Source organism: Actinoalloteichus hymeniacidonis (genome assembly GCF_014203365.1).
GTDB lineage: Bacteria > Actinomycetota > Actinomycetes > Mycobacteriales > Pseudonocardiaceae > Actinoalloteichus_A > Actinoalloteichus_A hymeniacidonis.
The window spans coordinates 232,403-255,811 of sequence record NZ_JACHIS010000001.1 but is presented as its reverse complement, the minus strand read 5'-3'; the positions used below and the strand labels follow the sequence as shown (position 1 = coordinate 255,811).

The following is a 23,409-nucleotide window of genomic DNA, read 5'->3' as shown; positions in this document are numbered from 1 at the left end:
TCACGTAGGGGTGCCAGTTGACCAAGACGAATCGCCTGCGCGTCAGAACCGGCATGATCGCCGCCACCGCAACGCTGCTGTTGTTCGGCGCCGTGGCGCCTGCCGTCGCGAGCAACCCGACCTCCGATGCCCACCAGACCGCCGCAAGCACGCCACTGCCGGAAGGCTCGGACGAGCACTACGCGGGGTCGCAGATCATGAAGCACGAGGGCCGCAGCGGCAGCCCCGATCCGCGAGTCGCATCGGTCACCCAGACCCACGGCATGGACGTGAGCGGCTGGCAGGGCACCGTCGACTGGAACAAGGCAGCCCGCGACGGCGCCCACTTCTCCTACGTCAAGGCCACCGAGGGCACCGGATTCCGCAACAAGGACTTCGCCCACCAGTACAACGGCTCCTACAACGCCGGATTGATCCGGGGCGCCTACCACTTCGCCCTTCCCGACCGATCCAATGGCGCAACGCAGGCCAAGTTCTTCGTGTCCAACGGCGGTGGCTGGTCGGCCGATGGCAAGACGCTGCCGCCCGCGCTGGACATCGAGTACAACCCCTACGGCAACACCTGCTATGGCCTCTCCCAGTCGCAGATGGTGACCTGGATCCGGGACTTCAGCAACGAGGTACACCGGCTGACCAGCCGTTATCCCACCATCTACACGAGTACGAGTTGGTGGCAGACCTGCACCGGCAACAACGGGAGCTTCGGCGCGACCAACCCGTTGTGGGTGGCCAGGTATGCGGGCTCGGTGGGCACCCTGCCAAACGGCTGGGGATTCCAGACCATCTGGCAGTACTCCGACAGCGGGATCTTCCCCGGTGACCAGAACTGGTTCAACGGGGCGCCCGACCGACTCAAGGCACTCGCCAACGGCTGATCACGGACGGGCGGTGGAACCGCAGCGGGGTGCGCTCCCGATCAGGAGCGCACCCCGCTGCGGGGTTTCAGCAGAACACTCAGTCGAACAGTGCGGGCAGCGTGCCCTCCCAGGCCTCTCGCAGCGAGGCGAGCGGGAAGGATCCGACACCTTGGATCTCGACGGCCTCGGCCGCCGGGTCGACCACGCCGACCTTCGTCCACGGCAGGCCGCGCATGGTGCACATGTCGGTGAACCGCAGTTCCTCGGTGCGGGTCACCGAGACCAACGCCCGACCGGCCGACTCCGAGAACAACCACACGAACGGGTCGGCATCCTCAGGCAGCACGATCCGGCAGCCCGTCTGGCCTGCCAGCGCCGCCTCGACCACGGCCTGCGCCAATCCACCCTCGGACAGATCGTGCGCCGCCGAGACCATGCCGTCCCGGGAGCCCGCGAACAGGATCTCCGCCAGCAGACGCTCGGCGGCCAGATCCACCTTCGGCGGGCGACCACCGAGGTGTCCGTGCACGACCTTGGCCCATTCGGAGCCGTCGAACTCGTCGGCGGTGGTCCCCAGAAGCAGCAGGGACTCCCCCGCCTCGTTGCCGATCCCATTCGGAATCCGCTTGCGGACGTCGTCGATCACGCCGAGCACGCCCACCACCGGCGTCGGCAGGATCGCCGTGGCACCGGTCTGGTTGTAGAAGCTGACGTTGCCGCCGGTGACCGGGATGCCCAGTTCGCGGCAGCCATCGGCCAGACCACGCACGGCCTGCTCGAACTGCCACATCACGCCCGGGTCCTCGGGCGAACCGAAGTTCAGGCAGTTCGTCACAGCTGCGGGCACCGCGCCGCTCACCGCGACGTTGCGATACGCCTCGGCCAGTGCCAGCTGCGCACCGGTGTACGGATCGAGCCTGCAGTAGCGCCCGTTGCAGTCGGTGGCCACCGCCACGCCCAGCCCGGTGCGCTCGTCGACTCGGACCATGCCCGCATCCGCAGGCTGGGACAGCACGGTGTTGCCCTGCACGTAGCGGTCGTACTGGTCGGTCACCCAGCCCCGGCTGGCCAGGTTCGGGGAGGAGATCATCCGCAGCAGCGTGTCGCTCAGTTCCTGCGCACCGTCGGGTCGCGTGAGCCCGGCGGTGTCGTTGGCGACGAGTTCGTCCTGGTCGGCGGGCCTGGCCACCGGACGCCGGTAGACCGGGCCCTCGTGTGCCACGGTCCTGGGCGGCACGTCGACGACGACCTCACCGTTCCAGGTGATCACCAACCTGCCGCCCCTGGCGGCCTCCTCCTCGGTGACCTCGGTGACCTCGCCGATCACGGTCGCGGTGACGTCCCACTTCTCGCACACCGCGAGGAAGGCGTCCACGTCCTCCGGCCGGACGACGGCGCACATGCGCTCCTGCGACTCGCTGGAGAGCACCTCGGCCGGGGTCATCCCGGTGGCCCGCAGCGGCACTCGGTCCAGCTCGACGCGCATTCCGCCGTCGCCCGCCGAGGCCAGCTCGGAGGTGGCGCAGGACAGGCCCGCTCCGCCGAGGTCCTGGATTCCGGCGACGAGCCTGCTGCCGAACAGCTCCAGGCAGCACTCGATGAGCACCTTCTCCGCGAAGGGGTCGCCGACCTGGACGCTGGGCAGCTTCTTGCGCCCGCCGCCCGCGTCGTCACCGGCGAAGCTGTCCGAGGCCAGTACCGACACGCCGCCGATGCCGTCGAGGCCGGTCCGAGCACCGAAGAGGATGACCTTGTTCCCGACGCCGGAAGCGTGGGCCAGGTGCAGGTCCTCGACACGCATCGATCCGATGCAGAGTGCGTTGACCAGCGGATTTCCCGCGTAGGTCTCGTCGAAGACGACCTCGCCGCCGATGTTGGGCAGGCCGAGACAGTTGCCGTAGCCACCGACGCCCGCGACCACGCCGGGCAGTACCCGCTTGGTGTCGGGGGCATCGGCGGGGCCGAAGCGCAGCGGGTCGGCGATGGCGATCGGTCGGGCACCCATCGCCATGATGTCGCGGACGATGCCGCCGACACCGGTGGCGGCGCCCTGGTACGGCTCCACGTACGAGGGGTGGTTGTGCGACTCGACCTTGAAGGTGACGGCCCAGCCGCCACCGATGTCGATCACGCCCGCGTTCTCACCGATGCCCGCGAGCATGGTGGAGCGCATCTCCTCGGTGGTGGTCTCACCGAAGTAGCCCAGGTGCACCTTGGAGGACTTGTACGAGCAGTGCTCGCTCCACATCACCGAGTACATGGCCAGTTCGGCGTCCGTCGGCCGCCTGCCCAGGATCTCCCGGATGCGCTGGTACTCGTCGTCCTTCACACCGAGTTCTCGATGCGGCTGGGCGATGTCGGGGGTCGCACGGGCGTGCTCCACCGTGTCGACGTGCTGCTCGCCGAGCTGCTGATCGGCCTTCGTGTCGCCGATCTGATCGATGCTGGTCACACGCTCACCATCGCGTCGAGGAGGGACAGGAAGACTCCGAGGCCGTCGTCACTGGGGCCGGTCAGGGCGTCGACGGCGTGTTCGGGGTGCGGCATCATGCCGACGATGCGGCCGCTCGGGTCGCTGATGCCCGCGATCTGCCGCAGTGCGCCGTTGGGGGCATCGCCGAGGTAGCGCATCACCACTCGGCCATCGCCCTCCAGGGAATCGAGGGTGGCCTCGTCGGCGACGTAGCGGCCCTCCATCGACTTCAACGGCACGATGATCTGGGCGCCCTGCTCGTAACGGCTGGTCCAGGCGGTATCGGTGCGCTCGACGCTCAGCCACTGGTCGCGGCAGACGAAGTGCAGCCCGGCGTTGCGGACCAAGGCGCCCGGCAGCAGTCCCGCCTCGCACAGGATCTGGAAGCCGTTGCAGATGCCGAGTACCGGCATCCCCCGACCCGCCGCCGCGACGACCTCGGTCATCACCGGGGCGAAGCTGGCGATCGCGCCGCAACGCAGGTAGTCGCCGTAGGAGAATCCACCGGGCACCACCACGGCGTCGACGCCGCGAAGGTCGGCGTCGCGGTGCCACAGCGAGACCGCCTCGGCGCCCGACAGTCGGACCGCGCGGGCCGCATCGACATCGTCGAGGGTGCCGGGGAAGGTGATCACCCCGACCTTCATGACTGTTCCCTTCGGATCGACCAATCCTCGATAACGGAGTTGGCGAGCAGGGTCTCGGCGATGCGCTCGAGCGTGGCGTCGTCGACGGAGTCGTCGACCTCCAGCTCGAAATGCTTGCCTTGACGGATGCTCGCGACGCCCTCGAAGCCGAGCCGGGGCAACGCGCCCGCCACCGCCTGGCCTTGGGGGTCGAGGATCTCCTGCTTGGGCATGACGTCGACGACGACTCGGGCCACTGCTGCTGCTCCAGCTGTTCAGGTCGGCGGAATGTGGGTTCGAGGCTACCTGAGCTGTGGTTTCGCCCGGCCGGTCGGGCGGGCTGGGCAACGTGGGTGCTCAGGGCTGCCGAAAACCCTTCCCCCTGCGGTTCCTGCGGACCGCTCGGCTTCTTCCCGGCGCTGCGCCGCGCGAGCAGGACTTCTGCTCACTTCCCGTGGCGACGGCCGACGGGGAGTCGGCGGTGTTGGCCTCGCTGGCCTGATCAGGCGGGCCAGTCGGCGAAGGATCGGCCGCTGATCAGCTCGTATGCCTCGCGATACCGGTCCGATGCTCGCTGCACGACGGCGGCGGGCAGCGGGGGCGGCGGGCTGTCCGACGCCCGATCCCAACCGGATTCCTCGGAGAGCAGCCAGTTGCGGATGATCTGCTTGTCGAAGGATGCCTGGTTGCGACCCGGTTCGTAGTCGGCGGCGGGCCAGAAACGCGAGGAGTCCGGCGTCAACACCTCGTCGCCGATCACCAGTTCGCCGTCGGCATCCAGACCGAACTCGAACTTGGTGTCCGCCAGGATCACGCCTCGGCTCTCCGCGAGGCGGGCGCCCGCCGAGTAGATCCGCAGGGTGAGGTCGCGCAGCTGTTCGGCCCGCTCGGCACCCACGGTGCGCACCACGTGGTCGAAGGACACGTTCTCGTCGTGATCGCCGAGGTCGGCCTTGGTCGCGGGGGTGAAGATCGGTTCCGGCAGTCGGGATGCCTCGGTCAGCCCGGCGGGCAGGGTGACGCCGCACACCGTCGAGGTGCGCCGGTAGTCCAGCAGCCCGGAACCCGAGAGGTAGCCGCGGGCGACGCATTCCACCGGCAGCATCGTCAGCCTGCGCACGAGCAGGGCCCGGCCGCGCACCTCTGCGGGGATGCGGTCGTCGTCCCAGGCCACCAGGTGGTTGGGCACCAGGTCGGCGAGCTCTTCGAACCAGAACACGCTCATCGCGGTGAGGACGCGACCCTTGTCCGGGATCGGGGTGTCGAGCACGTGATCGAACGCGGAGATCCGGTCGGACGCCACCAACAGCAGGTGGTCGTCGTCCACCGAATGCAGGGAACGGACCTTGCCCTCGGCGATCAGCGGATAGTCGGCTAGCACCAGGTCACTCACGGCGTGACCCTAACGTGTGGGTGGACACGCGAACTCGTCGTGTTCGGGTTCGCCGTGCGCGGCGGTCGCGGGCCGCTGGTGTGGATCGTCGAGGCCGGGACACGCGTCGGCGGTCAGCGTTCGTCCCTTCGATCACCGCCGAGCACCGCCGGGGCGGCGTGGCCGGTGTCGCCCCACATCTCGTCGACCGATTCGAGGTACTCGGGATCGTCGCCCGCCGAGGACCGGGGCGCGCCGGTGTTTCGGGGCGCGGAGCCTGCACCCCACGCCGGTCGATCCAGCACCGAGGGTTGGAACGGGGTGTTGGGCCCGGTCGCGCCCGTCGAGGTCGCGCCCGTTCCGGAGCCCGCGCCGGTCGAGCCCGCCGCGCGAGTGGCCGACGGGCCGAACTGCTCGGCGAGGGTGGGGTTGGGTGCCGGCGCCAGCGCCGGTGCCGGGGCGATCGGTCGGACGGGCGGCGGCGGGGCGGTCGGTGCCGTTGGCTGCGGCGGTCGAGGCGGTTGCGCGGTGCCTGCCTGCGGAGTCGCGGGGGCGGTGGTCGGGGTGTGCGGCACCGGCGCCGGAGTCTGCTGCGGACTCGAAGCCTGCGGTGCGGATGCCGCAGGCGGACCAAGAGCAGGCGCGGGCGGCGCCGGAGTCTGCGGCGGCTGGGGGATCGGGGCCTGCGGCGTCGCAGCCTGTGGCATCGGGGCCTGCGGAACGGGAGCAACGGACGGTGGCCTGCTACCGGATGCCGGTGGCCCCATCGGTACGGCCGGGCCGGCGGGCGGCCTGCCGAACTGTTCGGGCGACATCGAACCCGGCTGCGGAGCGCGCATCCCCGTCCCGGGCGGCCCCGGCGCAGGCACCGAGCTCGGCGGAACCGGACGCGCCCCCGCACCCGGCCCGGCCTGCCCGCCGGAGCCGGCAGGCTGCTGCGGCCGGCTCGAACCCGGTCCGGGAGATCGCTCGCCCGGTCCCGGCGCGGCCAGCGGGACCGGCGCGAAGAACGGCAACTGCCCCACCGTCTCGTCGACCATCGCCTCGTAGGCACGCGCCAGGTCCCTGGCACGCTCCTCGGCGTCCCTGGCCTGTCCCTCGTTCTCCTCGCGGTCGGTGACGGTGCCGATCAACGCGGCCACCGCCCTGTCGCGCCAGGCCTCGTCGTCGGTGATCCGGATCGGCGCGGGCATCTCACGTTTGACGTGGTCGAATGCCTCCGCCCACCGCTGGACACCGTCCCCGACCCGCACCGACGCATCCTGGGCGTCCAGGGCGAACCGTGCGAGTGGGGACACCCCGTCGCGCATCGACTCGGCCGCCGCGCCATGCCACACCGCGCCGCTGTCCCGCAGTGCGCCCTCGATGAGTTCGGAGACCTGTCCGAAGCTGCCCGCGATGTGTTCCCGCCACCGGACCGCCGACTCGGTAGCCGTGTCGGTCGAGCCTCCGGTGAACCAATCGACCAGCTGTTGGTGGCCGATGCCGTCCCAGTTGGTCCCGGTCATCTCGCGTGCCTCCTCGTCGGAACACGGTGTCGGCGGCGGGGTTCATCGGGCTGGAGTCGCACGCGATCAACCCGCCTCGTGCAGCGTTTCGAGCAGTTCGCGGATCATCTCCGCGATCCGGGCTGTGCCTGCGGGGGCCACGGTGACCCAGTCATCGCGATGGTGCACCGCATAGCGTCCCTGCACGGTGTCGTAGACGTCGATGACCCAGGGCGCGCGGCGCCGCTGGCCCGCTCGGTCCCAGCCGGTGACACCGATCTGCCCGGCCCGCAGTCGGGCGCCGCCGAGCATCGCCAGGATTCCTCTGGCCTCACCCGAGCGGACGCCGAGTTCCACCAGGCCATCCTCGAAGCGGGCATCCGATCGACGGCCGTCCGCCCCCGCCTGCGCGATGACGTGCACCGGGACGCTCACCGCCTGGCCGACGCCCACCGGCATCTCGCCGAGTACCTCGACGATCGCGCCGACGACCGCGCCCGGGTGGATCTCGTCGATGGCGAGTCGCTCGTCGTCGAGCACGCCCCTGGTCCCGGAGTCGCCGTCGCCTGCGGCCAGCACCCGTAGCTCTCGGCCGGGTTCCATGGTCCAGCGCAGGTCGACGGCGATGCGTGGCCGGGCAAGGCAGCGCAGTCCGGCGGCCAGTTCGGGCAGCACGGTGTCGCCCTGCAGCAGGCCACGCCCACGCAGGTTCGCCGCGCTCTGCCGGTCGAACTCCGCGTTCTCGGCCAGGGTCGTCCCGCATTCGCGGGTGTTCAGCGTCAGGGGTCGGACACCGAGGTCGAGGTGTCGCCACAGCAGGTTGAGTTCAGGTCGGTCCAGGACGATCGGCAACGACGGTCCTTTCGAATCGGACAGTTGAGGCGATCATTGCAGTGCTGCCGTGAGTCGCGGGTCAATAACGACGGATCAACCCGGTCGGCGCAACGACGTGGTCAGCCCATCGGCCTGTTCCTCATCGAGGGCCCGGTATCGAGCGGCGGCCAGGTCGATTCGGGCGACCACCTCGGTCAGTGCCGAGACCGCGGCGTCCACCGTGGTACTCAGCGAACCGGTCGGGCCGACCGCGCGCTCCACGAAGCCCGCCACCGCCACGGTGCTCGCCGGGTCGTCGCCGGGCGGGCTCAGATCCGTCAGCTGTTGCCCGGAGGCGCCTGCTTCTCGCAGGTGGTCGATCGCGGCGAGCAGCCGTTCCCGTAGGACCGGGACCGCCTCGATGTCGATCTGAAAACCCGCGTTGGTGACCTGGCCGCCCGCTTCCCCGACCAATGCGGCGGGCAGCGGGGTCGTGATGTTCACCTGACCGGCCATGTTCTCGGCTCCCCTGCCTCGATCCGCCGGGACGGGGGCTGCCCCGCCGACGGAGGATGTGCCCGACACCTTGCACCCTTCCCAGGAAAACCCGGGTGAAGCAAGGCACACCCCCCGCCGTTGTCTACCGGGTCAGAGGATTGCGGCGGGCGCGTAGGCAGCCGCAGCCGGGTAGCGCGCCGCGATCTCCGCGATCCGGCCCAGCACCGCCTCGACCTGGCTCGTCGCGGCCCCGGTGAACGAAAGCCGGTCGGCCAGCAGCTCCGCCAGCGCGGCCCGGTCCAGCGGAAGCCGTTCATCGGCGGCCAGCCGGTCGAGCAGGTCGTTCTGCTCGGCGCCCTGCTCTCGCATCGCCAGCGCGGCGGCCACCGCGTGTTCCTTGATGACCTCGTGAGCCGTCTCCCGGCCGACCCCGGCGCGCACGGCCGCGATCAACACCTTGGTGGTGGCCAGGAACGGCAGGTAGCGGTTCAGCTCGCGGTCGACGACGGCGGGGAACGCACCGAACTCGTCGAGCACGGTGAGCATGGTCTCGATCAGGCCGTCGAAGGCGAAGAAGGCATCGGGCAGCGCGACCCGGCGCACCACCGAGCAGGAGACGTCGCCCTCGTTCCACTGGTCGCCCGCCAGCTCACCGACCATCGAGGAGTAGCCCCGCAGCACCACCGCGAGCCCGTTGACCCGCTCGCAGGACCGGGTGTTCATCTTGTGCGGCATCGCGCTGGAGCCGACCTGCCCGGCCTTGAAGCCCTCGGTGACCAACTCGTGGCCCGCCATCAACCGGACCGTCGTGGCCAGGCTGGACGGGGCGGCCGCCAACTGGACCAGGCAGGACAGCACGTCGAAGTCCAGGGACCTCGGGTACACCTGGCCGACGCTGGTCAGTACCCGCTCGAAGCCGAGGTGACTCGCGACCGTGTTCTCCAGGGTGGCCAGCGCGCCTGCGTCGCCATCGAGCAGGTCGAGCATGTCCTGGGCGGTGCCCATCGGTCCCTTGATCCCGCGCAGCGGGTAGCGGCCGAGCAGCTCCTCCAGACGCTCCAGCCCGGCCAGCAACTCGTCGGCGGCGCTGGCGAACCGCTTGCCCAGGGTGGTGGCCTGGGCCGCGACGTTATGGGAGCGACCCGCCATGACCAGCTCGGCGTGCTGGCCCGCCAGCGCCCCGAGTCGGGTCAGCAGGGCGACGACGCGTTCGCGGACGTGCACCAGGCTGAGCCGGATCTGGAGCTGCTCGACGTTCTCGGTCAGGTCACGCGAGGTCATCCCCTTGTGCACCTGCTCGTGGCCCGCGAGGGCGTTGAACTCCTCGATCCTGGCCTTCACGTCGTGTCGGCTGACTCGCTCGCGCTCCGCGATCGAGGCCAGGTCGACCTGGTCGATCACCCGCTCGTAGTCGGCGATGGCCTCGGCGGGCACCGAGACACCCAGTTCGGCCTGCGCGCGCAGCACCGCGAGCCACAGCCTGCGTTCCAGCACGATCTTGTGCGTCGGCGACCACAGGGTGGCGAGGTCCACCGAGGCATAGCGGGCGGCCAGGACATTGGGAATGGGTGGCTTGGCGGTCACCCGGTCAGCCTAAGGCCTGCTCGACGGCGGTTTGGACGGACAGCGTCCGAGACCCAGCGGGTGAGGCTGCTGCAACAGCGTCGGGGCACACCCATGAACGGGTCTGCCCCTGGCTGGTGTCACGGCTGCTTCGCCATGGCGATCAGAAAACGGTGATCTCTTCGTCAGTAGCGAGCTCGATAAGTTGGTCGTAGCTCAAGCTGGGCTGCTCACGTTGATTCACTTCGCCGACGCCAGTGGGGTTGTAGTCGTAGCCTGCGAACCTCACAGCCTCACCGTCGTGCCTCAGATGTGTGACGCTGATGATCGACGGACGCATCCCACGCCGCGGATCGGAGACCGAGGCGACTAGCAACGAGTCGTCGTCGAGCACCAGGTAGCCGCAGGCGAGATCGGAGTCGTGACACAACTGATCCGTCACCCTCGATCCTGCCGCCATCACGCTGACGAAGGCTCCGCCGTCGCCCTGTGAGTCGATGAAATATATGGCGGAGTCGACGGTTTGGCTGCCGTCGTCGAGGTCACCAAAGCCTGCGGTTCCGAACAGGGATGGGTCGACCACCGACGCTTCTGGAGCCACCTCGGCGAAACGGTCCTTGAGATAGGGCCGAAGATCCTGAGTCCGCTCGTACAGCTCCCCCTTCGAATAGTTCGGGGCAGACACATCGGCAGGAGGCCAGTTGAATGCAGGTTCCTCCAGCATGAATCCCGCAGGCAACAGCTCCAGCTGTTCTGGACCACTCAGCTCCCTTCGTTCTTCAGCGGGGGGTGGGGGCGGCGCCATAGATGAGGAGATGACTCCGGCCGTCCCGTTCACGCCCCCCTGCCCCGCCAACCCCGGCGCGATCGCCACCGCACCGACCACCGCGAGGGTGCCGACGGCCGCGCCGAGCATGGACCGCCGCCTACGGGTGTGCGTCTCCGCCTTCGTCGCCATTCGATCGGGGTCCAGTCGCATCGGCGGTTCTTCGGTCACGGCGGCTCGTAGGCCGTTGCGCAGTTCTTCCTCGTTCACCATGCGATCCCCTCCATCGCAGGACGAAGCAACCCCTCGTCCTGGTGTTCCATCGCGGCACGCAGCGCCGTCAGCCCGCGTGATGTCTGACTTTTGACCGTTCCCTCCGAGCACCGAAGGGTCGCGGCGGCCTCGGCGACCGAGAGGTCCTCGAAGTAGCGCAGCACCAGCACGGCCCGTTGACGTGGTGGGACCTCGGTCAGCGCCTGGTGCACCATGTTCTTGGCCCAGGCACGTTGACCTGCTGCGGCCGGGTCGGCAGCCGTGTCCAGCACTTCCGGGACGACGCCGTCCCGCCGCTCCCTACGGCGCCAGGGACGACGATGCTCATCCAGCAGACAACGGGTCAGCACCATGCGGACATACCGCTGCACCGTGTCCTTGCGGTTGACTCGCGGCCAGGCTCTGTGCAGCTTGATCAGCGTCGTCTGGACGAGATCCTCGGCAAGATGCCAATCGCCGCACATGAGGTAGGCGGTCCGTCTCAGCCCCGCCGCCTGTTCCCGTGCGAAGGCACGGAACTGTTGCTCTTCCTCGGCCAGCATCGCTCTCCTTCCGGCCTGACGCCTTTACTCACGGCGCCCGGTCCGGATGGGTTGCACGCAGAGACGCAACCGATCGACCAGCACGGCCGGTCGACCGTCGCGATCAGTCGGTCTGCTCGATCAACTCCGCGTAGAGACGCTGTTGAACGCGGATGAGCCTGCGAATCGCCGGTGGCATGTCGTCGATCATGTCCTCGAAGAGCGTCGTGGCCACCGCATCGGGAATCGATGGATCGGCGAGGAGATCATGGTCTTGGACGCGCCGCAGGATCGTGGCGTGGTCTTTGAGGAAGGCCGTGGTCGATTCGATGAGGGCGTCGACACGCGGATGGTCCGCAGGCAGATCGCGGATGGCATCGATCTCCTGATACAGCAGCCGGGCCGCCGCGCCGCCGTCCTGCCCGAAGAGGCGGTCGTAGATCTCATCGAACAGCGATCTCTCCGTGTCCGGTTGCTTCTCGCCGTCGGCCTGCCGTTCCTCGGTGTGGTCGGTCGATCTGTTACCCATGATCGCCGTGGCCAGCAGCATCGTGTCCCGCTCGGAGCGGATCATCGCCTGCGAGATTCCCCAGGACTGCAAGGTCGGTTGCCAGCGGGCCAGTTCGTCCGGCATCTGCGGATCATGTTCCAGCTCGTTCAACCTGGCCAGCGCCTTTCGCCGGGCCGCGATCTCGGCTTGCTGGGCCGCCAGGTCGGCGTCGAGTTCCGCCAACGCGGTCTGGAGCACCTCGGGCGGGGCTTCGAGCAGTTCGCCGATCTCCTTGAGTGCGAAGCCGATCTCGACCAATCGACGGATCCGCAACAGCAAGACCAGGTCGGCGGCGCCGTAGCGGCGGTGGCTGTGCTGGTCACGGGCGGGTTCGGGCAGCAGCCCGATCTGGTGGTAGTGCCGGATGGTACGCACCGAGATTCCGATGATCTCGCCTAGACGGCCGATCGTGAACATTGGCGTTCGCTCCCTTCAGGCGCCGGTTTCCTGGGTGAGGGCCGTAGCCGGGGCGTCGAACTCCCGCATCCCCTTGGCCAGGATTGCGTACCCGGCCAGCGCCAACCACATCACCGCCAGCGCGATCGTCGCGGCCTGCAGACCGGCCGACTCGATCAACACACCGGCTGCCATGACGCCCAGCGGCATAGCGCCCAGGCTGGTCGCGTTCTGCACACCCATGACCTGACCACGGGCGGCCTCGGGTACCCGTTCGGCGAACAGGACCGGGATGAGTGGCGCCATCAGACCCGAGCCCGTACCGACCACGAACAACGCGACGGCCACCAGCAAGAACGGCGGCAGGAGCGCCAGGATGACCAGGCCCAGCGAACATGCGGCCAACGACAACAAGAAGATCCGCCGCCGCGAGATCCTCGGTGCCAGCACCGCGTAGACCAGCGAACCGCCGAGCATCCCGACGGCCATCGCACTCAGCGTGTAGCCGAGGAAGTCCGGTGCGCCCATCTCGGCGAAGTAGATCGGGAGCACGAGAGCCTGCAACGGGCCGACGACCAGCACCGAGCCGATGCTGAGGACCGTCAAGGCCATCAGCAGCGAGGACCGAGCCAGGATGCGGATGCCGGTCATCAGCTGCGCCGGGCCGCCACCCGCCACGGCAGCCTCGACGTCGACCGCACCGATCCGGGCGGACATGAACCGGGTGAACAGGGCGGCCAGCGCGGGCATGATCGCCGCCGACCAGATGACCGCCTCGATGTCGAACATGGTCAGGGCCAGGCCCGCCATCGCAGGACCGGCCAAGAAGGACACGGAGAACAGCGCCTCGCGGATGCCCGAGAGCCGATCCAGGTTCATCCCGGTCGCGGCGGCGACATCCGGCAGCAGGGCGTCTCTGGCGGTGAGGCCGGGGACGTCGAAAAGGGCGCCGAGGATGCCCAGCAGGATGAACCAGCCGAGGTCCAGGCCGAAGGCGGCGTCCACGATGGGTAGGGCGGCCACGCTCACCGCGCTGCCGATGTCCGCCACGATGCTCATCCGTCTACGTCCGAGGCGGTCGATCAGGATGCCGCCGAAGAACGCGGCCAGCAGTGCCGGGACGGCCGTGACAGCGGCGACCGTTCCGGTGGCAGCCGCATCGCCGGTGCGCTGGAAGACCAACCAGGGCAGGGCGACGCCGATCACCGCATTACCGAGTAACGAGACGAAGCCAGCGCCGAGGAAGAACACGACGTTGCGATTCATACCGGTCAGCGTGGTGCCCTGACGTCGCGTCAGGGCAAGCCTGCGGCCTTCGAGAGGCGCCGCAGAGTCCGGGTCAGGAGTCGGGGTAGAGGCGGGCCAGCTCGGCCCGCAGCATCTCGCTGGCCGCCTGTCTCGGATCGCTGGTGATGTCGATCAGCGCGTTGACGACCGCGCCGTCGACCAAGGCGATCAGGCGCGCCAGTCCGGCGGATTCGATGGGCATGCCGGAGCGGGCGAACACCTCGATGAGGACGTCGTCGAGTTTGCGGCCCAGCTCGCGGATCAATGGCGCGAGTGCGGGCCTGCGGCCGGTGGTGACCAGCCGTTCGTAGCGGACCAGGATCAGCTCTGTCGACGAGCCTGCGGCGGCGGGCCCCAACAGCAGGTCGAGCATCAGCTCCACGACGGTGTCCACGCTGCGTTTGCGCTCGGCGAGGTCCTCGATGCGCTGGTTGGCGGCGGCGAGTTCCGTGTGGGCTGTGTATTTGACGGCCTCGGCCTGCAGATCCTCCAAGGAGGAGAAGTAGTAGGTCGTCGAGGCCAACGGGACGCCGGCCCGTTCGGCTACGGCGCGATGCCGCACGGTGTCGAACCCACCCTCGATCAGGAGTTCCGCCGCAGCTTGGACCAACGCCTGCCTGCGTCGTTCCCCTTTCGGGGTGGTCGCACTCGTCATGGGGCCTCCGTCACCGGGCACAGCTTCGAGGGAGCCATGCTGCCATGGCGGCAAGCGTCGGTGACTCGGCATGTCCTTGCTGTGACGCTCGCCGCCTGCGTCGGCGGTGTCGTATTCGCCTGTTTCAGTGGCCGCCGCCGGAGAGATTCAGGCCGACGATGCCCGCGACGATCAGCACCAGCGAGACGATCTTCATGGTCGAAACCGAGTCGCCGAGCCAGATCATCCCGATGATCGCCGTGAGCGCCGCACCGATGCCCGTCCAGGCCGCGTAGGCCGGTCCGACCGGGAGTTCCCGCAGCGCCCAGGCCAGACCGCTGAAGCTGAGGATGGCCAGTACGCCGAAGCTGACCGTCGGCCACAGCTTGCTGAAGCCGTTGGACAGCTTCAGCGAGATAGCCCAGCCTGCTTCGAGCATTCCGGAGACCACGAGTACCAACCAGGCCATTGCGACACTCTCCAAATTCATGCACGGCCGTACCATTCTCCTCGGTGACCGTATCGGAAAGCATCGGGTCGGGCTAGTTGATCAACGGCGGTGCTCATCACACCGACGAGGAGGTACGTCGGAGGCCACGCTCAGGGCAAGGCTGCCAGGCGGCGCCATTCGATGCAGGCGCCGCAGACCGATCGAGTGATCAGAGCCGGTCGGCCAACCGTCCGAGCAGCTCGTGGAGCTCGTCGGCGTGGGGCACCTCGGTCGAACCATCCGCCGACTCGATCACCACCGTCAGCAACTCGCCATCCGCCGTGGAGATGGAGGCATTGACCGCGTCGTCGGGGAGTCGGGCAGCGGTGGGGCTGTCGGCCGATTCGGGCGCCACCACGACGGACAGCAGTCCGGAACCGGCATCGTCGCGCACCGGGATGCTCACCCCTCGGGAATCGGGCAGGCAGTCGAGACCGACCGGTCTGGCCTGCTCATCCGCCGTCGGCGGCAGCTCCTCGGCCAACAGATCGACCAGGGCCGGATCCACCTGCCCACACTCGGGCTGGAAGCCGTGCTGTCCATCCAGCAGCGACGAGCTCCTCGGGTCGGCCGAGGACTCCTCCAGGGGATTGCCGCCCATCACCGTGTGCGTCTGCTGTTCCTGACCGTTCTGCGCCATTTCCTCGCCGGTACCCGGACCGCCGGGCAGATCCGGGAGCAGCCCGCCCCACATCAGCCCCCCGACCAACACCGCGACACCGAAGGCGGAACCACCGGCTGCGGTCATCCGACGGCGTGCCGTGACCCGCCGGGACGTACGCACCACATCGCCCTCGTCGAACGAGGCGGGTGGCGTATCGCCGACCGCATCGTGGAACAGCCCGGACAGCTTCTTCTCATCCATCCGAACCCACCTCCTCGCGCCACTGCACGGCTATGCCGTTCATGATGCCGACCTCAGATCATCCAGCGCATCGCCCAATACGGAGCGCAGCGATTCGAGACCGCGCGCGGTCTGGCTCTTGACCGTGCCCTCGGTGCAGCCCAGCACCTCCGCCACACCTGCCACGTCCAAGCCCTCCAGAAATCTCAAGACCAACACGGCGCGCTGCCGGGGTGCCACCTTCTGCAATCCGGCCAGCAGGGTCTCCCTGGTGACGACTCGCTCCGCGGTACTGGTCATCGCATCCGGTTGATCGGGCAGTTGGTCGACGAAGTGCTCTCGACGCCATGGGCGTCGGGTCTCGTCGATCATGGCCCGCACCACGACCCTGCGCACATAGGCGTCCAGAGCCTCACGGTCCCGGATCTTGTGCCACCGCCGATGCAGCGTCACGAAGGCAGTTTGAGCGAGGTCGTCAGCACGATGCCAATCGCCGCACAGCAGATATGCCATCCGACGCACCGCCTCCCGCCGAGCCGCGAAATACGTCGCGAACTCCTGCTCTGCACGCTGGTCCACGCGGAACTCTCCGCTCCCTGGTCTCTATGTCCTTAAGACGGAACATCCCCGCCAGACGGTTGCATGCGGCCTATCGAGGCGCTGCGCCGCCTGTCGCAGGAGGATGCGCCGTTCGACGGTTCTCGCCCTGTTCGACGATCTCATCCATCGCCCCCGGTGGCCCATCCCACCACCGGATCACCCATCGCATCGATCAAGCACCGAAGGTCGGGCCAAGCGCATCTTCGCACCACGGTTTCGTCTGTGGTGTGATCTGTTCGTGACCAAACTACCGCCCATCGACCTTCGATCCGACACCGTCACCCGCCCCGACAAAGTGATGCGCGCCGCCATGGCCGACGCCGAGGTCGGTGATGACGTCCTCGACGGCGACCCGACCATGCAGGCCTTGGAAGAGCGGGTCGCAGGCCTACTCGGCACTGCGGCCGCCCTCTGGGTCCCCACCGGATGCATGGGCAACACCATTGCCCTGATGGTGCATCTGCGGCGCGGCGATGCCTTCCTCGCGCCCGAGGCCGCACATGTGCTCGGCAACGAATTGGGCACCGCAGCCTGGTTGGCAGGTGGGATGCCCCGACCGCTGCCCTGGGCCAATGGACCGGGACGCATCTCGCCCGCCGCCGTGGCCGATGCCGCCTCGGAGTCCGGCCCGTACTACTCGTTGCGCACCACTCTGCTGTGTCTGGAGAACACCCACAACGCCGCAGGCGGGGTGGTGACACCGCCCGACGAGCATGCCCTGCTGGTATCGGCCGCGGCGGCGGGCGGGCTGCGGGTCCATCTCGATGGGGCCCGGCTGTGGCATGCCGCCATCGCGATGGAGGTGCCGCCCGCCGCGCTGACGGTCGGGGTCGACACCGTGCAGGTCTGCCTGAGCAAGGGCCTCGGAGCACCTGTGGGCTCGGTCATCGCCGGATCCACCGAGTTCATCGCGGAGGCCAGGCGGATTCGGAAGATGCTCGGCGGTGGCGTCCGTCAGGGCGGAGTGCTCGCGGCTGCGGGCCTGGTGGCACTCGATCGCATGGACCAGCTCGGCAAGGACCACGCCAACGCCACGTTCCTGGCGAAGGGCCTGGTCGACCTGGGCTGGGAGGTCGATCTTCCGGAGACCAATATCGTGCTGGCGAGCGTGGCCAATGTCCGATCAACTCTCGAACAACTCGCGAATCAGGGTGTACTCGCGACCCCCATGGCGGGCAGAGTTCGATTCGTCACGCATCGGGACGTCACACGCGGCGATCTACGGACCGCGTTGCGTCGCATCGCTCGCTGACTCCTCGATCCATCCGAGTTGGCCGAACCATCGGGAGGCACCATGTCGAGCTCAACACCGGACATCCACTGGGTGGTCTTCGACTATGGCGAGGTCATCAGCCGCCGTACCTCGGCGTTGCCCGATCTCGCTGCCACGGTGGGTGCGGATGCCTCGGTGTTCGAGGCGGCGTATTGGGCGGAACGGGATGCCTACGATCGCGGCTGCGCGGATCTCGACTACTGGCGGGCCGTGGGCGCCCGATTGGACCTCCCGGTGAACGAGGACACCGCAGCCACGCTGACCAAGATCGACGTCGCCGGCTGGTTGCACACCGACCCCGCGACCGTGGCGTTGCTCGCCGAACTGGACGAACGGGGCGTGCGGCTGGCCTTGTTGTCCAACGCACCGATTGCTTTCGGCCGGGCAGCCGAGCGCGAGCCGTGGACCAGTCATTTTCGTAGCCTGACCTTCTCCGGCGACCTGGGCATAGCCAAGCCGGATCCGCAGATCTGGCGGGAGTTGGTCGAGCGGTTGGGCACCGAACCGGGCCATTGCCTGTTCCTCGACGACCGTGCCGTCAACGTCGCGGGTGCCCGGGAAGCGGGCCTGCACGCGGAGGCATGGGTGGATGCCGATGGCATCCGACGTCGGCTGACCGAACTGGGCCTGCTCGGCTGACCGGCGACACGGCTTCCTCGGGCGTCCCGAGCGCCTTGGCGATCAACGCGGTCGACGACCGCCGATCCGCCACCGCTCGGGATGCCCGTCATCGCCCCCAGCCCCTCGCCCACGAGAGAGCCGGGAACGGCGCCTACGACGAGGCTCGGTCGATCAGGGGAGCTGCTTGTTCTTGCCGCCGCCCTTGATCGCGCCCACCACCGCGGTGATCGCGAACAGCACACCCGCGACGATCGCCAGCCAGAACAGGCCGCGCACGACTGCGCCGAGAACCGCCAGTCCAAGCCAGACGGCCAGCAGTACTCCGACGACCTTCCACACACTCGACACGAAAAGTCCTCCCATTCCACGGTGCGGTAGGCACCACTGTTCCAGCTTCGCACGAGTTTCAACCCGAATGGGCGTTGCGGAGCGGACATCAGGGAAACCTCAGGGCATCCCGGACCATCCCACCATCGAGCCGCTCGCACCGTGGTGTCCCGATCAACCGCAGGCTGCCCGGCCCGCCGATCCCCGATCGGATCGCCCTAACCTGACACCATGTCAGCAGCTCTGGACCCACTGCGCGTCGCGACCCGGGCGCAGGTTCCGCCGTTCTACGTGATGAACGTCGTCTCCGCCGCCGCGCGACGTGCCAGGGAGCACGGCGACGTGATCTCACTGGTGGCCGGTCAGCCCGCCACCCCGGCACCGGCCCCCGTTCTGGCGGCGGCCGCCGAGGCGATGCACAGCAGCGCGCTGGGATACACCGAGCAGCTGGGCACGCACGAGCTGCGCTCCGCGATCGCCTGCCACTATCGGACCCGCTACGACCTCGCGGTGGCCGCCGAGGACGTCGTCGTCACCGCAGGTGCCTCCGGCGCGTTCCTGCTGGCCTTCCTGTCGTGTTTCGAGGCGGGCGACCGGGTGGCACTGGCCCGGCCGGGCTATCCGGCGTACCGCAACATCCTGCGCGCCCTCGGCTGCGAGGTCGTCGAACTGGCCACCGGCCCCGAGACCCGATTCCAGCCGACACCTGCGATGTTGGCGGCGCTGGACGAGCCGGTGCGCGGCCTGATCGTGGCCAGCCCGGCGAACCCGACCGGCAGCACGGTGACGGGCGCCGAACTGCGCGAGTTGTCCGAATGGTGCGCCGCCAACGGTGTTCGTCTGATCAGCGACGAGATCTATCACGGCATCTCCTACGGCGCCGAGACCGCGTCCTCCTGGCAGTTCGACCGCCGCTCCGTCGTGGTGAACTCCTTCTCGAAGTACTGGTCGATGACGGGTTGGCGGCTGGGCTGGGCACTGGTGCCCGAGGAGCTGCGCGAATCGGTGGCCGCGTTGGCGGGCAACTTCACCGTCTGCCCGCCCGCGCTGGCCCAGCATGCGGCGCTGGCCGCGTTCACCCCGGAGAGCTATGCGGCCTCCGATGCCCAGGTTGCGCGTTATCGCACCAACCGCGACCTGCTGATCAGCGGACTAGCCGAACTCGGCATCACCAGGGTCGCCCCGGCCGACGGCGCGTTCTACGTGTACGCCGACGTCTCGCATCTCACCGAGGACAGCATGTCCTTCTGCGATCAACTGCTGGCCGAGACGGGGGTCGCCGTGGTGCCCGGCATCGATTTCGACCCGATCGACGGCGGCCGGTTCATTCGGATGTCGGTGGCGGGCTCGACCGAGGATGTCGCCGAGGCACTGCGCAGACTGGGGCCGTGGTTGGCCGCGCGGGGCTGAAGCGGCATCCGAGGCTGCGGCGGCCTCCGGAACCGAGGCGGCGTGGGTCGGCGCGGGCTCAGCCCCGCGTGTTCTGGATGGCGCGCAGCGCGTCGATCAGCTCGTCGGGGCGCTCGGTGACGACGGTGAGGGCCTTGCCCGTCGATGTGCGGATTCGCACCGCGTGACCGGGCGCCATGATCAGGACCGGGCCGTCCTTGCTCCTGCGCCATCCGGTCCCGCCGTAGCGCATCGAGTTCACCCGGCCGAGCTCATCCAGCCCGACGATGTCCTGCCCTGCGATGGTCCGTCGGATGATGGGACGCAGGCGCACCACCACGCTGCCGTTGCCGACCAGCACGATTCCGGCCATCGGCACCAGCAGCGCAATGATGGCGATGCCGGTCATCACGGCCGCCAGCGTGGGCCCCAAGCCGTCGTCGGTGGTGAGATAGGCCGCGATTCCCGAACCGATCGCGACCAGACCACCGAGCAGGGCCACGATCTGCAACCACGGTGCCGACTTCCGGCTCTCGTAGAACAGGGCCTCCGCGCGGCGCGGCCCGTCTTCCTCGGCCATGCGGCCCCCCGGGGTCTTGGTGATGGACTAACCGTCGTTCAGCTTAGGTGGCCTACACCGGCCACCACACCGATTCCACACAACTCCAGTTCACTCGGCGCCCGCAGCGCTCGGCTCAGGCGGGAGCGGCCGCCGGATCGGAGATCTCGCCCCGCGCGGCGGCGGCGGCGATGTCCTGTCGATGGTGCGAGCCGGTGAGGTGCACCCCGGCGACCCGACGGTAGGCGTCGTCCCGTGCGGCGATGAGATCCGCGCCGGTACCCACCACGGAGAGCACCCGGCCACCGGCGGAGACGACCGCGCCGTCCTCACGGCGTCGGGTTCCCGCGTGCAGCACGCCATCGGCCTCGCTGCCGCTGATCACATCGCCGGTGCGCGGCCTGCCGGGGTATCCGTCGGCGGCGATGACCACGGTGACCGCGGCGCCGGGAGCCCACTCCAAGGGGGGCAGTTCCGCGAGCTTGCCTCCGGCGACCGCCTCGAGGACCGTGCTCAACGGGGTGCGCAGCAGGGCGAGCACCGCCTGGGTCTCGGGATCACCGAACCGGCAGTTGAACTCGATTACCTGCGGGCCGATCGACGTCAGCGCCAACCCGGCGTACAACAGCCCCGAGAACGGGGTGCCCCGTCTGGCGAGCTCCTCGACCGTGGGGGCCACCACGTCGGCGACCACCCGGTCGACCAAGCCCTCGTCCGCCCAGGGCAGCGGTGCGTAGGCACCCATTCCACCGGTGTTGGGGCCTGCGTCGTTGTCCCCGACCCGTTTGAAGTCCTGTGCAGGCAGCAGCGGCACGACGGTCGTCCCGTCGACCAGGCAGAACAGCGACGCCTCAGGACCGTCCAGGTACTTCTCCAGCAACACGGGATGCCCGCCGTCGAGCAGCGTCAGGGCGTGTGCCCGTGCCTCGTCGGCGTCGGTGGTGACCACGACGCCCTTACCTGCGGCCAACCCGTCGTCCTTGACCACCCAGGTCGGGCCGAATCGGCTCAGCGCCGCGTCCAAGTGGGCGGGGTTGTCGATCACCTCGCTGTGCGCGGTGGGCACCTTCGCCGCCGCCATGACGTCCTTGGCGAACGCCTTGGAGCCCTCGATGGCCGCCGCAGCCTTCGTCGGTCCGAAACAGGGGATGCCCGCGCTCCGCAGCGCATCGCCCAAGCCCGCCACCAGCGGTATCTCCGGTCCGACCACCACGAGGTCGGCACCCCAACTGCTCGCCGCTGCCACGGTGGCCGCCGTGTCCGTCGCGTCGATGCCCAGCGTCTCGGCCAACGCGGCTATACCCGCGTTGCCCGGGGAGACGGCCAACGCCGTGACGGCGGGGTCCTGTGACAAGGCCAGCAGGATCGCATGTTCCCGGGCACCCGACCCGATTACCAGGATTCGCACGCGCAGCAGCGTAGTTCCGTAGCGGGCAACGCGACCTGCGACCCCTCCAACGGGGGACTCCGATAGCCACCCGGCGGCGGACGGAAAAGCCGATTACGGTCAAACGCGTCACGGCACCGGGGAGAACGCGAAAGACCGGGGGTGGGGCGCCCGTGGGCCAGTTGCTGGTGGTGCTCTTCGGCGCTCTCCTAGTGACCGCCATCGCGAGGAAGAACGACCTGTTGGCTCCGCTGCTGCTGGTGGCGGTGGGTCTGCTCGTCTCGTTGATCCCCGGTCTTTCCGAGTTCACCATCAATCCGGACCTGCTGTTGTCCGTGGTCCTGCCGCCGCTGTTGTTCACCGCGGCATTGGATTCCTCGCTGGTTGGTCTCAAGAGCAGCTTCCGGCCGATCATGCAGCTCGGCGTGGTCCTAGTCCTGGTGACGGCCGTGAGCATCGGCCTGCTCGCCGACCTGTTCATCCAGGATCTTCCGCTGGCCGCGGCCCTGGTGCTCGGCGCGGTCGTGGCGCCACCGGATGCGGTGACCGCGGCAGCCGTCGGCCGCAGGCTGCATCTGCCCCGCAGGCTCATGACGATCGTCACCGGCGAGAGCCTGATCAACGACGCCGTCGCACTGACCATCTACCGGGTGGCCATGGCCACCGCGCTGGGGGCGGCGACCTCGGCCTCGCAGAGTCTGCTGGTCTTCGTGGAGGCCGTCGTGATCGGCGTCCTCGTCGGCCTCCTCCTTGCCTGGATCGTGCGCGTGACCTGGCAGCGGATGTCCGAGCACGAGATGGGCGGTCAGGTCGGCACCGTGATGAGTCTGGTGCTGCCCTTCGCCGCGTATCTGCTGGCCGAGGAACTACACGGTTCCGGTGTGCTGGCGGTGGTGGCGGCCGGGCTGCATATCGGGCATCACTCGCCCAAACTCGGCGCCTTCGAACGGCTTGAGGTGCAGACCATCTGGCGGTCGGTGAACCTACTGCTGGAGAGCCTGGTCTTCGCGTTGATCGGGCTGACGCTGCGCACGGTCATCGACGACGCCCGCGACGAGGGCCGCGATCTGCTTCAGCTGCTCGGCGCGGCTGGCCTGCTGCTCGTCGCGGTGATCGTCATCCGCATCCTGTGGTTGTTCGGCACCACGTATCTTCCCGGCGTATCCCGGCTGCTCGGGCCCATCGGACGGGAGCATCGACCGCCCTGGCGCTATGTCGCGGTGTTGTCCTGGACCGGGATGCGCGGGGTGGTGACCCTGGCTGCGGCCGGGGCGGTACCGCTGACGCTGCTCGATGGCAGTCCGTTCCCCGCCAGGGAGTCCATCCAGCTCACCGCGTTCGCGATCGTCGTCGGCACCCTGCTCATCCAGGGACTCACGCTGCCGTGGTTGATCCACAGATTCGGGCTCGACGATCCCCGGGAGGCCGAGCGCGACGCGCAGGCGGAGGTCGAGGCACGCCGGGCCGCGATGGCGGCGGCCTTGCAACGGCTGGATGTGCTGCTGGCCAAGGAGCACTTCAGCAGCGAGGCCGAATCGGAGAAGGTCGCCCGCAGACTGCGCAGCAGCATCCGATTGTCCGGTGATGCCGCGATCCGACAGGTGGGGCAGAGCGAGGCCGAGCGCCAGGAGGGCACCCAACGCCGCTTCACTCGGCTGTACCGAGAGCTCATCGACGCGCAGCGCACCGCGCTGATCAATCAACGCGACACCGGCCGCATCGACGAGGAGGTGCTCCGGCTGGTCCTGCACGAACTGGACCTCGAAGAGGCCGCCCTGACCCGCTCCTGGCGCAACCGCTGAT

The 23,409-nt window shown here is 68.8% G+C and carries 25 protein-coding genes; 6 read left to right on the top strand and 19 right to left on the bottom strand.

Annotated features, from left to right (window positions below; translation table 11 throughout):
* The first annotated feature begins 53 nt into the window (after window positions 1–53).
* Window positions 54–875, top strand: a complete 822-nt coding sequence (locus BKA25_RS01195; protein ID WP_069854162.1) for a lysozyme — start codon at window positions 54–56, stop codon at window positions 873–875.
* Between the two features lie 79 nt (window positions 876–954).
* Here the strand turns inward: BKA25_RS01195 and purL are convergent, their stop codons facing one another.
* The 3 genes from purL to purS are packed head-to-tail and all read right to left on the bottom strand — an operon-like array spanning window position 955 to window position 4,213.
* Complete coding sequence (gene purL / locus BKA25_RS01190; protein WP_375791873.1) at window positions 955–3,300, bottom strand: phosphoribosylformylglycinamidine synthase subunit PurL; 2,346 nt, start codon at window positions 3,298–3,300, stop codon at window positions 955–957.
* 5 nt (window positions 3,301–3,305) lie between these two features.
* Window positions 3,306–3,977: a phosphoribosylformylglycinamidine synthase subunit PurQ gene (purQ, locus tag BKA25_RS01185; RefSeq protein ID WP_069852797.1), complete on the bottom strand. Its 672-nt coding sequence runs from the start codon at window positions 3,975–3,977 to the stop codon at window positions 3,306–3,308.
* A complete protein-coding gene (purS, locus tag BKA25_RS01180) occupies window positions 3,974–4,213 on the bottom strand; it encodes a phosphoribosylformylglycinamidine synthase subunit PurS (protein WP_069852799.1) in 240 nt (79 codons plus the stop codon). The genes purQ and purS overlap by 4 nt, the downstream gene beginning before the upstream one ends.
* A gap of 56 nt (window positions 4,214–4,269) precedes the next feature.
* Here purS and BKA25_RS01175 point away from each other — a divergent pair, with 56 nt between their 5' ends.
* Window positions 4,270–4,458 carry a hypothetical protein gene (locus tag BKA25_RS01175; protein WP_069852800.1) on the top strand — a complete coding sequence of 63 codons (189 nt, stop codon included), beginning with the start codon at window positions 4,270–4,272 and terminating at the stop codon, window positions 4,456–4,458.
* On the opposite strand, the gene BKA25_RS01170 is transcribed toward BKA25_RS01175, so the two are convergent.
* From BKA25_RS01170 to BKA25_RS01110, 13 genes are all read right to left on the bottom strand, one after another.
* The gene (locus BKA25_RS01170; RefSeq protein ID WP_216637917.1) at window positions 4,459–5,340 is read right to left on the bottom strand and encodes a phosphoribosylaminoimidazolesuccinocarboxamide synthase; all 882 of its coding nucleotides are present in this window, start codon (window positions 5,338–5,340) and stop codon (window positions 4,459–4,461) included. It abuts the gene before it with no gap.
* 122 nt (window positions 5,341–5,462) lie between these two features.
* On the bottom strand, window positions 5,463–6,836 hold the full coding sequence (locus BKA25_RS01165) for a hypothetical protein (RefSeq protein ID WP_069852804.1): 1,374 nt from the start codon (window positions 6,834–6,836) through the stop codon (window positions 5,463–5,465).
* A 66-nt stretch (window positions 6,837–6,902) separates the two neighbouring features.
* Window positions 6,903–7,667: an ESX secretion-associated protein EspG gene (locus BKA25_RS01160; protein WP_069852806.1), complete on the bottom strand. Its 765-nt coding sequence runs from the start codon at window positions 7,665–7,667 to the stop codon at window positions 6,903–6,905.
* Between the two features lie 75 nt (window positions 7,668–7,742).
* Entirely contained in the window at window positions 7,743–8,144 is a 402-nt protein-coding gene (locus BKA25_RS01155) for a hypothetical protein (RefSeq protein ID WP_069852807.1), read from the bottom strand.
* A 132-nt stretch (window positions 8,145–8,276) separates the two neighbouring features.
* Entirely contained in the window at window positions 8,277–9,710 is a 1,434-nt protein-coding gene (purB, locus tag BKA25_RS01150; protein WP_069852809.1) for an adenylosuccinate lyase, read from the bottom strand.
* A gap of 142 nt (window positions 9,711–9,852) precedes the next feature.
* On the bottom strand, window positions 9,853–10,728 hold the full coding sequence (locus tag BKA25_RS01145) for a hypothetical protein (protein WP_069852811.1): 876 nt from the start codon (window positions 10,726–10,728) through the stop codon (window positions 9,853–9,855).
* On the bottom strand, window positions 10,722–11,270 hold the full coding sequence (locus BKA25_RS01140) for an RNA polymerase sigma factor (protein ID WP_069852813.1): 549 nt from the start codon (window positions 11,268–11,270) through the stop codon (window positions 10,722–10,724). The genes BKA25_RS01145 and BKA25_RS01140 overlap by 7 nt, the downstream gene beginning before the upstream one ends.
* A 103-nt stretch (window positions 11,271–11,373) precedes the next feature.
* Window positions 11,374–12,216, bottom strand: coding sequence for a MerR family transcriptional regulator (locus BKA25_RS01135; protein ID WP_069852814.1), 843 nt, complete (start codon window positions 12,214–12,216; stop codon window positions 11,374–11,376).
* 15 nt (window positions 12,217–12,231) lie between these two features.
* Window positions 12,232–13,461 carry an MFS transporter gene (locus BKA25_RS01130; RefSeq protein ID WP_069852816.1) on the bottom strand — a complete coding sequence of 410 codons (1,230 nt, stop codon included), beginning with the start codon at window positions 13,459–13,461 and terminating at the stop codon, window positions 12,232–12,234.
* A gap of 73 nt (window positions 13,462–13,534) precedes the next feature.
* Entirely contained in the window at window positions 13,535–14,137 is a 603-nt protein-coding gene (locus BKA25_RS01125; protein ID WP_069852818.1) for a TetR/AcrR family transcriptional regulator, read from the bottom strand.
* A 124-nt stretch (window positions 14,138–14,261) separates the two neighbouring features.
* On the bottom strand, window positions 14,262–14,585 hold the full coding sequence (locus BKA25_RS01120; RefSeq protein ID WP_069854164.1) for a DMT family transporter: 324 nt from the start codon (window positions 14,583–14,585) through the stop codon (window positions 14,262–14,264).
* A 190-nt stretch (window positions 14,586–14,775) separates the two neighbouring features.
* Window positions 14,776–15,471, bottom strand: a complete 696-nt coding sequence (locus BKA25_RS01115) for a hypothetical protein (protein ID WP_069852819.1) — start codon at window positions 15,469–15,471, stop codon at window positions 14,776–14,778.
* Between the two features lie 39 nt (window positions 15,472–15,510).
* A complete protein-coding gene (locus BKA25_RS01110; RefSeq protein ID WP_069852821.1) occupies window positions 15,511–16,029 on the bottom strand; it encodes a SigE family RNA polymerase sigma factor in 519 nt (172 codons plus the stop codon).
* A 259-nt stretch (window positions 16,030–16,288) separates the two neighbouring features.
* On the opposite strand from BKA25_RS01110, the gene BKA25_RS01105 reads away from it, so the two are divergent.
* Both BKA25_RS01105 and BKA25_RS01100 read left to right on the top strand, forming a co-directional pair.
* A complete protein-coding gene (locus BKA25_RS01105; protein WP_069854165.1) occupies window positions 16,289–17,302 on the top strand; it encodes a threonine aldolase family protein in 1,014 nt (337 codons plus the stop codon).
* Between the two features lie 42 nt (window positions 17,303–17,344).
* Window positions 17,345–17,962: an HAD family hydrolase gene (locus tag BKA25_RS01100; RefSeq protein WP_069852823.1), complete on the top strand. Its 618-nt coding sequence runs from the start codon at window positions 17,345–17,347 to the stop codon at window positions 17,960–17,962.
* Between the two features lie 153 nt (window positions 17,963–18,115).
* Here BKA25_RS01100 and BKA25_RS01095 read toward each other — a convergent pair whose 3' ends face one another.
* On the bottom strand, window positions 18,116–18,292 hold the full coding sequence (locus BKA25_RS01095; RefSeq protein WP_260331946.1) for a hypothetical protein: 177 nt from the start codon (window positions 18,290–18,292) through the stop codon (window positions 18,116–18,118).
* Between the two features lie 210 nt (window positions 18,293–18,502).
* Here BKA25_RS01095 and BKA25_RS01090 point away from each other — a divergent pair, with 210 nt between their 5' ends.
* Window positions 18,503–19,681 (top strand): aminotransferase class I/II-fold pyridoxal phosphate-dependent enzyme, encoded by a 1,179-nt coding sequence (locus BKA25_RS01090; protein ID WP_069852826.1) that lies wholly within the window; start codon window positions 18,503–18,505, stop codon window positions 19,679–19,681.
* A 58-nt stretch (window positions 19,682–19,739) separates the two neighbouring features.
* Here BKA25_RS01090 and BKA25_RS01085 read toward each other — a convergent pair whose 3' ends face one another.
* Together BKA25_RS01085 and purD are read right to left on the bottom strand one after the other, a co-directional pair.
* Window positions 19,740–20,240: a hypothetical protein gene (locus BKA25_RS01085; RefSeq protein WP_069852828.1), complete on the bottom strand. Its 501-nt coding sequence runs from the start codon at window positions 20,238–20,240 to the stop codon at window positions 19,740–19,742.
* A gap of 115 nt (window positions 20,241–20,355) precedes the next feature.
* Complete coding sequence (gene purD / locus BKA25_RS01080) at window positions 20,356–21,627, bottom strand: phosphoribosylamine--glycine ligase (RefSeq protein WP_069852830.1); 1,272 nt, start codon at window positions 21,625–21,627, stop codon at window positions 20,356–20,358.
* Between the two features lie 152 nt (window positions 21,628–21,779).
* Between purD and BKA25_RS01075 the strand changes: the two genes are divergently transcribed.
* On the top strand, window positions 21,780–23,408 hold the full coding sequence (locus BKA25_RS01075; RefSeq protein WP_069852831.1) for a Na+/H+ antiporter: 1,629 nt from the start codon (window positions 21,780–21,782) through the stop codon (window positions 23,406–23,408).
* Window position 23,409: the final 1 nt, after the last annotated feature.